This is a genomic window from Achromobacter maghribensis (assembly GCF_057334215.1).
Genome location: NZ_JBHFII010000023.1, coordinates 157,313 through 170,511, shown reverse-complemented (window position 1 = coordinate 170,511; position 13,199 = coordinate 157,313). Strand labels below are relative to the sequence as shown.

General features: G+C 65.7%; 10 protein-coding genes. 9 read left to right on the top strand and 1 reads right to left on the bottom strand.

The annotated features are described in order from the left end of the window. From ACE039_RS10240 to tssA, 9 genes are all read left to right on the top strand, one after another. A partial coding sequence (locus ACE039_RS10240; RefSeq protein WP_485822305.1) for an ABC transporter substrate-binding protein occupies positions 1-773 on the top strand: 773 nt, incomplete at its 5' end. A 22-nt stretch (positions 774-795) separates the two neighbouring features. Next, positions 796-2,070, top strand: a complete 1,275-nt coding sequence (locus tag ACE039_RS10235; protein ID WP_485822304.1) for a dicarboxylate/amino acid:cation symporter — start codon at positions 796-798, stop codon at positions 2,068-2,070. A gap of 9 nt (positions 2,071-2,079) precedes the next feature. Further along, on the top strand, positions 2,080-2,781 hold the full coding sequence (gene cuyB / locus ACE039_RS10230) for a cysteate racemase (RefSeq protein WP_448708516.1): 702 nt from the start codon (positions 2,080-2,082) through the stop codon (positions 2,779-2,781). Then, positions 2,778-4,214, top strand: coding sequence for a dicarboxylate/amino acid:cation symporter (locus tag ACE039_RS10225; protein WP_485822303.1), 1,437 nt, complete (start codon positions 2,778-2,780; stop codon positions 4,212-4,214). Before cuyB ends, ACE039_RS10225 begins: the two co-directional genes overlap by 4 nt. 56 nt (positions 4,215-4,270) lie before the next feature. Continuing rightward, a complete protein-coding gene (locus tag ACE039_RS10220; protein ID WP_448708518.1) occupies positions 4,271-4,714 on the top strand; it encodes a hypothetical protein in 444 nt (147 codons plus the stop codon). A 58-nt stretch (positions 4,715-4,772) separates the two neighbouring features. Continuing rightward, entirely contained in the window at positions 4,773-6,104 is a 1,332-nt protein-coding gene (gene tssK / locus ACE039_RS10215) for a type VI secretion system baseplate subunit TssK (protein WP_448708519.1), read from the top strand. A gap of 23 nt (positions 6,105-6,127) precedes the next feature. Then, the gene (locus ACE039_RS10210; protein ID WP_448708526.1) at positions 6,128-6,871 is read left to right on the top strand and encodes a DotU family type IV/VI secretion system protein; all 744 of its coding nucleotides are present in this window, start codon (positions 6,128-6,130) and stop codon (positions 6,869-6,871) included. Positions 6,872-6,913: 42 nt separating this feature from the next. After that, positions 6,914-11,053 (top strand): type VI secretion system protein, encoded by a 4,140-nt coding sequence (locus tag ACE039_RS10205; protein ID WP_485822302.1) that lies wholly within the window; start codon positions 6,914-6,916, stop codon positions 11,051-11,053. After that, complete coding sequence (tssA, locus tag ACE039_RS10200) at positions 11,050-12,189, top strand: type VI secretion system protein TssA (protein WP_485822301.1); 1,140 nt, start codon at positions 11,050-11,052, stop codon at positions 12,187-12,189. Before ACE039_RS10205 ends, tssA begins: the two co-directional genes overlap by 4 nt. Before the next feature lie 19 nt (positions 12,190-12,208). Here tssA and ACE039_RS10195 read toward each other — a convergent pair whose 3' ends face one another. Further along, a complete protein-coding gene (locus ACE039_RS10195) occupies positions 12,209-12,850 on the bottom strand; it encodes a response regulator (RefSeq protein ID WP_485822300.1) in 642 nt (213 codons plus the stop codon). Positions 12,851-13,199 lie beyond the last annotated feature (349 nt).

Below are 13,199 nucleotides of genomic sequence, written 5' to 3'. Positions count from 1 at the left end.
CCCCCCCGACCGGCGTGGTGCGCATGGACAACGGCGCCTTGCTCGCACCAGAGTTCGCCCGGATTGTCAGCCGGGGGGAACTGGTGGTGGCGTTGCTGGGCGTCGATCAACCGCCATTCTTCGAAGAGAAACACGGCCAGCTCAGCGGCTTCGATGTGGACTTCGCGCGGGAAATCGCCAAGAAGCTGGGTGTCCAGGTTCGCTTCAATCGTCAGGCCAGAACGTTCGACGGCGTGGTGACGTTGTTGGCGCAGGGCCAGGCGGATGTGGCGATCAGCAAGCTGTCGCGCACCCTGTCGCGAGCGCGCGTCATCAGTTTCAGCGCGCCGTACCTGTCGTTGAAGCGTGCCTTGCTGCTGAACCGCGTGAAGTTCGCGCAGTTGGCACGCGGGCGCTCGGTGCCGGAGGTTGTTCGCTCGTATACCGGCACCATCGGCGTGGTGGCCAATTCTTCCTATGCCGACTATGTCACCGCCAACTTCCCGCAAGCCGACGTGCGCACTTACGCCACCTGGCCGGACGTCCTGGCCGCCTTGGATAAGGGCGACGTCACCGCGGCCTATCGCGACGAATTCGAAGTCAAGCGCGTGCTGAAGATCGATCCCACCGCGTCCCTGCGGCTGCGCGTCGTGACCTTGCAGGATCTGGAAGACACCCTGGGCATGGCCGTCAACGCATCCGACCAGGCATTGCTGGGCTTCATCAACTTGTATCTGGCCGACCGCAGCGAGCGGTTCGACGTCAATGTGGTCTTGCAGGCCACGAATCACTGAGGCTGGCGCAAGCTCGAACACCATGACGCTTAAACGACTCTACGCGATTGTCCTCAACCCCTGGCTGGTGCTGGGCAGCCTGGTCCTGGGCGGCCTGGCCGGCCTGTACCTGCCGGCGTTCTCCCGCAGCCTGTCGCTGATTGGCGAGGTATATGTTGATTTCTTGAAGATGACGACCTTGCCGTTCATGATCTCGGCGGTGATCTTCAGCCTGCAACGCCTGTTCCGCGACGGCGGTGCGTCGCGTCTATTCCTGCGCGTGTTGACCGTGTTTGCTGGCTCTGCGGTGCTGGTGGCGGTGGTGGGTGCGATGGTCCTCTTGATCATGAGCCCGGGGGCCGATCTGTCCAGCGCGACCTTGCAGACGTTCGGGCTGATCGTTGGCAGCGACGCAACGTCCAGCTACACGGTGATGAATCTGTACGGGGCGGATGTACCGGCCAAGACACTGACGTTGGCCGATTTGCTCACCAGCCTCGTGCCCACCAACATTTTCGCCGCGCTGGCAAGTGGCGACGCATTGAAGTCGCTGGTATTCGCTTTGCTGTTCGGGGTGGCCGTGGGGTATGTCCCCGAGCGCATCTCGGTCGGGTTGAGCCAGGTGCTTGAAACCATCTACTGCGCCTGCCAGAAGCTGATGCATTGGCTAAGCCTGCCCTTGCCGATCATCCTGTTCTGCATGAGCGCATCGCAGATGGCCAAATCGGGCATCGAGCCGCTGCAGGCGATGGCGCAGTTCGTGCTGGCGTTCTTTGCCGTATCGGTGCTGCTGCTGGCGCTTGCGGTCGTGGTTATCTGGAAGCGTTCGAACCAGCCGCTTGCCGTCACGCTGGACGCCTTGCGCGCACCGTTCGCGCTGGCGCTCGCCACCCGCAACAGCGCGGCCTGCATGCCCAGCATGATCGAAAGCCTGGCGGACAAACTGGGGTTCGCGCGGTCGCGGGTGGAACTGCTGGTGCCCCTGGCGGTGTCGCTGCTGCGGGTGGGGCCGATGGTCTATTACGTGTGCGCAACGCTCTTCATCGCCCAGCTGTATGGGCGTTCGCTGGGCGTGGTGGAAGTGGCGACGGTGCTGCTGGTGTCGGTCCTGGCGGGTTTTGCGTCGGCGGGCATGACAGGTCTGGTGACCGTATCGCTGATCGGGATCACCTGCGCCTATCTGGGGCTGCCGTTCGAGGCGGCCTTCATCCTGTTCCTGGCGATCGATCCGCTTTGCGACATGTTGCGCACGCTGATCCTCGTGATCGGGAATTCGGCGGCGGTGTCCGTCATCTGCCCGCGGCCGTTGCGCGTATAGGAATCCGCCATGACGATGATTGGAGTGCTGGGGGGAATGGGGCCGCTTGCCACGGTGGACTTCATGGAACGCGTGGTGCGATTGACCGGCGCGGAGCGCGATCAGGATCATCTGCCGATGATGGTGGCGAATCTTCCGCACACGCCGGATCGGTCGTCCGCGATCCTGGCCGGCGGCCGGGATCCGTTGCCCGCGTTGTATTCGGGTATCGATCTGCTGAACCGCAGCGGTGTCGGCCTGCTGGTGGTGCCGTGCAATTCGGCGCACCACTGGTACGAGGAAATGCGCGCGCGCAGCGCGGCGCCCATGCTGCATATCGGGCGGGTGTGCGCGAACGCCGTGCCGCAGCGTTCGGGGAAAGTCGCCGTACTGGCCACCCGGGGCACGCTTGCCTCGGGCTTCTACCAGACGAGCCTGCGGGAGCGCGGGATCGACGCCCTGGTGCCGGACGAGGGCGTTCAGGCCCGGATCAACGCCTGCATCGCGCAGGTGAAGGCGGATGATCTGCCGGCGGCGGCCGCATCGTTGGAACAGGCGTTGTGGATGCTTGAGGCCGCCGGGGCCGGGGAAGCCGTGATGGCATGCACGGAAATCCCGCTTGCCGCGCGCGCCATGGCGCGTGCGCCCATGGCGCTGATCGACAGCACGCAGGAGCTGGCGCGCGCCACCGTGGGCTACGCACTGGCGCGTGGCTGGAACGTGTCGGCATGAACGGCCTGAAACGGCTCTCGGGAAGCACCCTGTTCCTGGCGCTTTGCATGGCGACGGGGGCGCTGGCTGGCGTGATGGCGCAGCCGCTGGGACACGCGGCGCATGTAATTGGGCAGCTATATCTGGTGGTGGTGAACATGGCCGCCATCCCGCTGCTGATCGTGGCGATCTTCTTCGGACTGCGTCAGATGCTGGAATTGCCGCGGCCCGGCCGGCGCATGGCGTCGATCGCGGCCTTGGCGGTCGGGCTGGTGGGCGCGTGCGCGGTCGTCGGCACCTTGCTGGGCGCGGCGGTCATGCCAGGCAAGCACCTAAGCCCGCAAGAACACGCCCAGTTGGGCGAACTGGTGTGGCGGCAGGGCAATGCGCTGTCGGAAGATACGGTCAGCCTGATGGGGCAGCCTGGCGATGGCGATGGCGATGGCGTGCACGCCGGCGTGTCGCGCCAGGAAAGCGTGATGCGGGATCTGCTACCCGACAACTTCTTTCGTGTACTCGCCCAGGGCCATACGCTCGGGATCCTGGTGGCTACGCTGCTATTCGGACTGGCGTTTGCATCATTGTCCCGGGAACGGACCGCATTGCTCAATGGCATCTTCGAAAGCGCGTATCGCGCCCTGGGCATCATCATCGACCGCGCCAATCTGATGATTCCCGTGCTGGCCTTCGGCGCCAGTGCGTATCTGACCTCGACTGCGCAGGCCGCGACGTTGGGCGCGATGGGCGGGTTTCTGCTGTGTTTCATGCTGTCGGCGATCGTGTTGTCGATCGGGGCGATGGCCGTCATTTCGGAAAGAGCTGGCCTGCCGATGCTGACCGTGCTGGCCGAAATGAAGGGCCCGCTGCTGGTCGGGCTGGCCTCCGGTAGCCCGACGGCGCCTGTGCCCCACGCGATCGAAGTAATGAGCGCGCGGCTTGGGTTCAGCCGAGGCATCGCCGAGCTGACCTTGCCGTTCGGCGCCGTGTTTCTGCGCGCGGGGGCCGCATTGTATTTCGCGTTGGTCACCTTGTTCGTCGCGAACCTGTACGGCAAGCCATTGGGGGGAGCGGAATTGGCGCTGGTGGCAATGGCCTCGACCGCCGCGGCATTCGTGTCGGCAGGGCAAAGCGGCATCGCGAACGTGGCCTTTGCCGGACTGACGCTCGGCCTGCTTGAGCTGCCCGTCGAATCGGCGGGCGTGTTGTTCCTGGCCATCGACTTGCTGTGCGATGGATTGCGAACCGTGCTTAGCCTGCTTTGCGTCTGCGTGGTGGTCGCGTGGGTGTCGGAGGCGCAGCCGTCGGAAAGGGGGGCGGCGTCGGTGCGCGACGGCGCGGCGGCCGCAGCGCTGCAGTTTGCGTTTTCGGGCATCCAGCTGATGGCGGCGGGCACCTGCCTGTTGCTGGCGGGATTGTTGATTGTGTTGTTGGGTATCGGGTTGGGAGCACGATGATGATAGCGACGGGAATGGCGATGGGCGCGGCGACGCGGGGAATGCAAGCGGCGGCATTGACGCTGCTGCTGGCCCTGGCGGGGTGTTCCGCCTTAGGACTGGATTACTTCAAGGGCGAAAAGCCGGCATGGAAGCAGGTCATGGTTTCCGCCGCCGACGACGCCAACGGTGATAGCCCCGTCGCCGTCGACATTGTCTTGATCAAGGATGAAACCCTGTTGCCGCGCTTTGCGGAACTGACAGCGGCGAAATGGTTTTCGGCTCGAGCTGATCTGCTGAATACCTACCCGCAAGGGTTGCGCTACGAAGGATGGGAGGTCGTGCCGGGGCAACGCTTGATCGTGCCGGGCGAGAAGTTTGAAGGCTCGCGAGTGGCCGGCGCGTTCGTCTTTGCCCGCTACGGAGCGCCAGGCGCGCATCGGGCGCGGGTAGAGACCTTCAGCGGCCGCTTGGTCATCCGCCTGGAGAACAAGGCGTTCACCGTGACGGCGGCCCAATGATGGCCACTTTGCGATGCACGCCCGCCGCGCATAACGCCTGCAACGCAAGGAGCGCCCGATGACCGACCTTCAGCCTGTGGTGACCGACGCCGTCGAATGGCATGAGGGCATGCTGCTTGCACCCCAGCATTTCCAGTTGCTGGCCTCGCGACTGGACACGCTCGTGGCATGGCAGACGTTGGCGGCGGCGCCGTTCAGTTGGGGCGTGCGCCGCCTGGTGCTGGACAGCGGTCTGCTGCCCGCGGGCATCGTTCGCGTCCTTGAACTGTCCGCGATCATGCCCGACGGCACGGCCATCGCCTATTCGGCGCAAGCGGATGGCGCGGCTGCACTGGAATTGGCGTTGGATGCCCATGCGGCGCAGCTGGCCGACGGCCCCATCGATTTCCATGTGACCTTGCCGGTCGCGACGCTGACCCGCCGCGAAGGCCAGCTTCGCCGGTGTCGCTCGGTGGCTGGCGCACCGGTCGAGGATCAGGTGTCGGAGGCGCCGGCTGCGGATATTGCCCGGCTGCAGCCCAACCTGGTTTTGTCGGCGGGTACGGTGCCATCCGCGCAGTTCGTGGCGCTGCGCCTGGGCTCGCTCTACAAGGACAACGAGGTCGTCAGGTTAGGGGAACGCCAGCCGCCGCTGCTTGAAGTACGCCTGGACAATCCGCTGTGGCTGGGGGCGTCCGCGCTGCTGGGGCAGTTGCGCGGCAAGGCCGCGTTCATCGCGCGGCAGACCGCCAACCCGTCGTCGCGGGTGGACGACCGGCTGACCCAGCTGGAACTCAGGGACAAACTGCGCAGCCTGTTGGCGGGCTTGCCGATGGCCGAAGCCGTCCTGCGCACCCCGCACCTGCATCCCTGGACGCTGTATTTGGCGCTGGCGTCGCTGGCCGGATCGCTATGCCTGCTTAAGCCGGGTGCGATGCCGCCACCGCCGCCCGATTACGACCATGGCGATCCGCTGGCCGTCTTCACGCCGTTGCTGCGATTCCTGCGGGAAGCCAGCGCCGAGATCAGCGAAGACTTCCGCCAGTACAAATTCGACTTCAACCATGGCGCCTTCGAGCTGGGATTGCGGCAGGACTGGATCGGCGAGCGGCTGGTGGTGGGTGTCAGGGGGCAGTCGGACCGCGACCTGTTGGCATGGATGGCGGGTGCCGTCATCGGCTCGCTGCCCGTCTACCCATCGCTGCGCAGCCGTCGCGTGCTGGGCGCGACGCGTCGCAACGTCGAGTACGCCGAAGAGCTGGGCCTGCGCTCGGGCTCGGGCTATCTGCTGTTTGAAATCCAGGCGACCCCTGGTCTGGTGCTAGGTGACGAGCCGTTGCTCATCGCCAACTCCAATGAGGGCGAAAGCGCGCAGCGGCCGCAGGAAATGCTGCTGTTCGTGAAAGGCTGAGGAGCAAGGGAACCATGGCGAATTTGACACGCAACCGTCCTGATGGGGACGAAGACGATCTGGTGACGGAACAGTTCCGAGGGTTCCTGGACGAACTTGAACGCATGCGGACGCGGGTATCGGCGGGCGGCGACGCGTCGCCCGAGGGCGCGGCGCAAGAACTCGGCCGGCATATGCTGAGCTTGTTGGAAATTCAGACGCTTCAGGCTCGCCGGGACAGCACACGATTCGACGCCGAAAACCTGGCCGACGCACGCTACTTGAAGGCGGTGCTGGCGGACGAGATCCTGCTGAACGCCGAATGGGCGGGGCGTGAGCGCTGGACCGCGCACCTGTTCGAATCCACGCTCTTTCGCACGAATGTCGCCGGCGACCTGGTGTTCCAGCGGATCGAGCAATTGCTGTCCGACCGCGAGCCCTCGCGCCGCAGCATCGCGCGCCTGTATCTCTTCGCGCTTGCCGTCGGATTCCAGGGAAAATTTCGGGGCGCGGACGCCGTGCAGCGGCTACGCGGATACCGGGAAGAACTCTACGAATTCGTCTATCAGCGGCGGGCCGATCTTGGCGGGCGTGACCGCGTCCTGGCCCCTGCTGCCTATTCGAACATCCTGTCCCACGTGGCGCCGCGCAAATTGCCGACGGTCAGCCGTTGGACCTTCATCTTCCTGCTGGGCGCGGCGTCGCTGTTGGCCGTGTCGGAAATCTCGTGGCTGTGGCAGTCATGGCCGGTGCGCCAGGCCCTGCAAGCCGACGCCGCAAAGGACTGACGTCATGCCGATCGAACCTGCCTTGGCCTCGGGAGCTTGCCCATGCTGACCAGCAACCTGTTCCTATTGTCCGTCGTCGTCTTGATGCTGGTGGTGTGCGCGGTGCTGGGCGTTGTCCTGTACTTCGCGCGGCATGGCGCAAGCAAGAAGCCCGAACAGGACCACAAAGTGGTGCGGCTACGCTCGGATTCGCTGCGTAATTCGTTCCGGCAAGCGGTCGAGCTGGTCGAGGCCAACATCGCGACGCGCGGCGAACGCTATCGTATTCCGTGGATCATGGTGCTGAACGAGGGCGAGGGCGGCGGAGGGCTGCCGATCGCGCAGTCAGGGGTGCCCAGTGTGCTGGGCACGGAGGCCACGGGCCCCACCGCGACCCAGGGGATCTCGTGGAATTTCTTCGACCGCGGCATTGTCATCGATATCAAGGCGGCCTATCTGGACGCCCCGGGACAGGACAGCAGTGAAAAGCCCTGGGACGAGTTCCTGGGCCTGTGTCGGGGCTATCGCCCGCAACGGCCTTTCGATTCCGTCGTGATCACGGTGCCGGCTGCCATGCTGCTGGCTACCGATACGGATTCGCGGCTGGAGCTTGCCCGGCGGGCGAAGCTGGCGCATCGGCGGTTGTGGCTGGCGCAAAACCGCTTCGCGATGCGTTTTGCCGTCTATGTCGTGGTGACGGACAGCGAAGTACTGGAGGGTTTCGGCCAGTTTGCCAGGGCGTTGCCCGAGCCCTTGCGGGCCAGCATGCTGGGCTGGTCGTCCCCCTATGATCTGTCCACGACTTACCAGGCGGATTGGGTCGAGACCGCAATGCGCTCGATCAGCGGTGCGGTGTCGGATGCCAGTGCCGAGCTGTTTGCCGTTGATGCGGGGGCCGCCGACGCGCGCGGCTGCCTGCTGTTGCCGGCGCGCATTCAGGCCATGCAGGCGCAGTTGCAACTTTATGTGGATGAGTTGCTGCGGCCCAGCGCCTATCACGAGCCGTTTTTCTTCCGCGGCATTTATTTGACGGGTGATAGCGGCGAACTGGCGGCGCATGCATTCGGCAGGCACCCGTTGCCGGCCAGCGACGGCGGGGCGGACCAAGAAGAGGATGTGGCGCCTTCCGCGGCCACTGGCCGCGACGGGGGCGGTTCCGCGCTGGTGGACCTGTTGCGCCAGCCTGCTTTCTTGCGTGACCTGTTCGAACGCAAGATCTTCCAGGAATATGGGCTGACCCGGCCGACCCGTTCGCAACATCTCACCCGGCCCGTCCTGCACCGCGCGGTGCGGTGGGGCGGCGCGGGGTTGCTGACCGTGTGGGCGGTCGGGTTGGTGATCGCGACGGTCGAGCTCGGGCGGCACAACGCACCGCTCGTCGCCGCGCTGGAAGGCACGCAGCGCGATGCGCGGGAACGCGCCAGCGCATTGCAGCAAGGCCAGGAACTTGCGCCGGAATGGTATCGGCGGCGTGCGCTGGCATTGCTGACGCTGGATCAGGGCCTGCAAGTGGATTCGGCCTGGACAATCTTCATGCCGGGCTCGTGGTCTGGCATCGATGACTTGAATCCGCGGGTGCGCGCGCGCTTCGCCCGCGAGTTCGGCGAGGTCGCCGTGACCGCGATCCAGCGCGAACTGGCTGCCCGTGCCGCCCAACTGACCGGCGTGGGGCTGGATCCGGTCACGGGCCAGTTGTCGTGGGAAGAAACGTGCGCGGCGCCGCTAGGCTCCGAAGGCGATGACGGCAAGCCAGCCAGCCTTGGCATCGACGAACAGCCGGAATTACGGACATTGCAACGCTACGCCTCGGGCGCGGATCAGTTCGACGCGGCGCTGCGCGCTTTCCAGGCCCTGCGCCAGCCTTCGGGCGGTGATGCGGAGGCGTTGAGGCTAGTGGTGCGCTATGCGCTGGGCGCGGAACTGCAAGGCGATTTGGGCAATGTGCTGCCTTACTTCAGCCGCAACCCCGATCGCAATGTCTCATATAGCCTGGCCCCGGCGTCAGGGCAGGGCGCGGCCGGTCTGCAGCAGGCGTTTCGCTGCGCCTTCGATAAGGCGTCGGCGCAGTTGAATCGCCGCTTGTTCTCCAACAACCCGCTATTGGCAGCGGACCGTGCCGTGGCGCAGTCGATCGGCCAACTGACCGGGGCGACGATGAACGCCGAAGACACGGCGCAGGTGGGCGACAGCTATCGCCGGCTGGTGGCGGCGATCAATGCGCAGCAGGAAATGCTGGCGGGAGGCAAGGGCGGCTGGATGCGGCAAGCGGCTTTCACGCCCGGGCCGGGCTATGACCGTGTGATGTCCCGCGCCGCGCAGAACCGGCTGTTGGGGCCCGAGGCCGTGGCCCATGCGCGGGAGCGCGACCGGGCGGATTTCGAAGGGTTCAAGACCGAGAGGGCCTTGCGCTTCGATGGGCCGGACAGTGGCCTGGTGTGGCAAGACAAAGAAGCTCGCTACGCGCTGGCGGCCGGCCGGCAGGCCTTGCGTGACGCGTTGGCGGGGTTGTTGGCACAACCGTTCATGGCCGCACCGCGGGGTCTGGCGCTACCCGCGCAGGATCCTGGCATGGTGGTCTCGTGGAACCGCGCGCAACTGGATCAGGCGCTGACGTTGGGCGAGGTGCGCAAGCGCTTCTTGGTGGATGGCTTGAAGAACATGCCGCCGATGCTGTTGCCCGTGGTGGAACAAGCGCTGGATGTCCAGTTTGGCAAGCTGGTGTTCGACCAGGCGATGGCCGCCGCCACCCCGGCCCAGGCAGACACCGCGGATGATAGTGCGGCCTTCAGCGCGGCGCGCACGCGCCTGGTGCGGGTTAGGGCACTATTGGCCGAGCTGGGCGCCAGCGTGCAGGCAGACGCCCTGGATGCCCTGGTATCCCGCGATGCGATGGAGCACTTGCGTCAGGTCGACCGACGCCTGCAACGTTCCGAGCTGTATGCGACCCGCATGGACGCCGATCCGGGCATGCCGGCCGCGCGCACGTCGGTGCTCACGCTGTTCGGCGTGGCGGACGCGGCGGGGCTGGGGCCGTATCTGGACCATCAGTCGAGTCGCGCGTTGACGTTGGGCGCCGAGGCGGCCGTCTATCTGGCCGCGCTGGACCCCATCAGCGCCGCTTCGCCGCTGGCCCAGCGTTGGCGGGCCATCAACCAGGATCTGGAGCGGTACCGGCTGCGCAATCCCAACAGCAGCCTGCTCCGTCTGGAGCAATTCGTGCAGGCGGTGGCCGACCCCGCCACGGGAGGCTGCAAAGCCCGTCCTGCGGGTGCGACGCCACCCGGTGGCGACGATTATTTCGGCGCTGTCCATGCCCGGCTCTACGGGGCGTTGCAGGGGCGCTGCAATCAGCGCTATGTGTCGGACCTGCGCCAGCAATGGGAAGACTTCGCCGCGACGTTCAATGTGCTGGTCGCGGGCCGCGCGCCTTTCGCCGGGGGGCAGGCGGCATCGATGGCGCGCTATGCCAGCGTGGGCGCGATCGTTGCCCAAAGCCCGGCAGGGCTGGCTTCGGCGGATTACGCGCAATTGGGTCAGGCGATCAAGCGCTATGACGGCGTTGCGGGAACCTATCGCGATGCCGGTGGTGAAGCGCGCGAGGCGACACCTTCAGGGTCAGTGACGCGTTTCATCGACAATTTCGCCCAGGTCCGTGCGTTGTTCGCGCCGCTGTATCCGGCCGATGACGGCGGGCCGTCCGGATACGACCTGAACGTGGAGTTCCGCGCCAACCGAGGAGGCGAGCTGGCTGGCAATCAGCTCATGGACTGGACGCTCACTATCGGCCGGCAAAGCGTGTCGCTGGGCGACGCGCCGAAACCGCTGCACTGGAACTACGGGATGCCCGTGACGTTGACCTTGCGGTTCGCCAAGGATTCTCCGCTGGTGGCCATGGCCGACCCGCGCCAGCCTGCGCTAACCACCGATGGCCGCAACCTGACATGGCAGTTCGATGATCCTTGGGCGCTGATATCGTTAATGCAGCGTCATCAGGCGCCCGATAACGGACCCCGTGGCGCGGGTCAGTTGCTGCGCTTTGACTTTCCGTTGGGCGTGGCGAATGTGTCGAAGCTTGCGCAAGTGCCCGATCTGGACGTGGGCCGGGTGTTTTTGCGGGTCGCCATGATGCCTGCGGGAAAGAAAAATCCGCTGCTGTGGCCCGGCAGCTTTCCGGCGCGTGCGCCGGAATGGAGCGCGCAATGAACAGGCTTGACGCAATAAGCCACGAGGTTCCGGTGCTGGACGCGTTGCTGGCGCCATTGCCGCAAGCCGGCGGGGCGGGGATGCCGCTGCGGTACGAACCCGTCTATCAGCAAATCCAGGACGCGCGCAAGCACGATGACGCCAGCCTGCCGATGGGCGATTGGGATCGCCCGCTGCAAAAAGCAAACTGGCGGCTGGCCGCCACGTTATGCCAGGATGCCCTGTCTACACAGGGTAAGGACCTGCAGGTGGCGGCATGGCTCTGTGAAGCCTGGACGCAGTTGAAGGGGCTGGACGGCCTGATTGCGGGGGTCCGGCTGCTGGATGGCCTGGTAGAGCGTTACTGGGAAACGGCGTGGCCCCGAATCGAAGACGGCGACGAGGCCGACGCGCGCTGCGCGCCGTTTGCCTGGCTAGACAGCGCCTTGTCGATGACATGCACGCTGCACCTGGCGTTGCTGCGGCTTGAAGATCGGGAACCCTTCGACATCAACTTGTACGACTGGGAGCGGGCGTCGATCGCACGTCCGACCGACCCGGATCCGGAAGCCGGCATTGCCGAGCCCCTGCCAAGCCGCGACGAATTGATGCAGTACGCCGCGCAGCCCGCCAACCGGGCCATGCTCAGCGCCTTGCATGCTGGGGCGGGGGTGGCGGAAGGCGCATGGCGAGCGTTGGAACGGCGCCTGGATACGAAACTGGGAGGCGATCTTCCCAGCCTTCGGCGCACCCGCGACGCGTTGACGCGGCTGGCCCGCGCGGCAAGCGGCCTGCTTGCCGGGCATCACGTCGGGCACGGCGCGGAGGACGCCAGCCCCTGGACCGCCGACAGGGCCGCACCGGCGCTGATGGCGCAAGGCCCCGGGCGAGATCCGGCAGAGAGCGCGGAAGGGGGGGGCGTGTCCGCCGACGAGGGCATCGTGGTATCGATGGGCGCCCTGGCAAACCGCGCCCAGGCGTATCGGCAACTGGCCCGGATCGCGGATTACCTGGCGGTTATTGAACCGCATAGCCCCACGCCCTACTTGTTGAGGAAGGCGGTGGCTTGGGGCGGTATGTCGTTGGCGGACTTGATGCGCGAAGTCGCTCAGGAAGAGGGCGGCATCACCCGCTATCTGTCCTTGTTGAACGAATAGCGCGGAGGCTGCACGCGGGCTACTTGGGTTTGCCCAGCAGCCCGCCACGGCGAGCCACCAGTGCGGCCTGCGTGCGGTTCTGCACGCCCAGCGTCGCCAGGATTGCCGTGATGTGCGCTTTGACGGTTTTCTCCGCCATCTCCAATTGCAGCGAGATATCGCGATTGCCCAGGCCGGCGCACATCAGGCGCAGCACGTCGCCCTGTCGTCGGGTCAACTCGCTTAACAGCGAGATTTCGTCGCGCTGGGAGGCGGGCGGCGACACCGGAGCCGGACGGGGTGTGTCGGCCAATTGCGGCGATTGGATCTCTTTCAGCGCCGACAGTAAGGCTTGGCTATTCGCCGACTTGTGAAGAAATCCGCGGGCGCCCGCCGTAAGGGCGCGGTCGCGGTCGTTCACGTCTTCGGAAGCGGACATGACCAGAATGCGGATGCCCGGGCGCAGTTGACGCAGTCGCTTGAGCAATGCGGTGCCGCCAATGTCGGGCAGGTAGTAGTCCATGATGACGCAGCTGATATCCGCGCGGGACTCAAGGGCGGCGATGGCTTGGATGCCGCTGGAAACCGGGCAGATATCGAGGCCAGGCGCCAGATGGGCAATGGCGAGCATCAGACCCTCGCGGAACATGGCGTGGTCATCGACGAGCAGCACAGCCGTCATGGCGATCTCCGGGATTGGGGTTGCCGGCTGCCGACATCATTGGGGCGCGCTCCGGGGCCGCCGCGGAGCACCCTGCGCAGGGCAATTCGACGATGACACGATTGGCAAGGAAGTTATCAAAGTATGACTTTCGGGTCAATAAAAAACAGGCCCAAACGCCTGCGTTTGCGACTAAAGCCCGATGTGCGTGCGAGCCTGCCCTTTACGATATTGGCCCGGCTTTCCGAACGCCATTGCCAGCGCGTCGCATGCGCGGCGGATGCCCTGTGTTGGAAGCCTGTAGACTGGCATTCGTCGTCGGCGGTACTGCCGGCCCAGGCGACGTGCCTGACCAACCGTCCGAGCGGCC

Excerpts from the sequence above, each read along its gene's own strand:
- ACE039_RS10235 (WP_485822304.1), top strand. The coding sequence starts at position 796 with ATGACGCTTAAACGACTCTACGCGATTGTCCTCAACCCCTGGCTGGTG.
- cuyB (WP_448708516.1), top strand. The coding sequence starts at position 2,080 with ATGACGATGATTGGAGTGCTGGGGGGAATGGGGCCGCTTGCCACGGTG.
- ACE039_RS10225 (WP_485822303.1), top strand. The coding sequence starts at position 2,778 with ATGAACGGCCTGAAACGGCTCTCGGGAAGCACCCTGTTCCTGGCGCTT.
- tssK (WP_448708519.1), top strand. The coding sequence starts at position 4,773 with ATGACCGACCTTCAGCCTGTGGTGACCGACGCCGTCGAATGGCATGAG.
- ACE039_RS10205 (WP_485822302.1), top strand. The coding sequence starts at position 6,914 with ATGCTGACCAGCAACCTGTTCCTATTGTCCGTCGTCGTCTTGATGCTG.
- tssA (WP_485822301.1), top strand. The coding sequence starts at position 11,050 with ATGAACAGGCTTGACGCAATAAGCCACGAGGTTCCGGTGCTGGACGCG.
- ACE039_RS10195 (WP_485822300.1), bottom strand. The coding sequence starts at position 12,850 with ATGACGGCTGTGCTGCTCGTCGATGACCACGCCATGTTCCGCGAGGGT.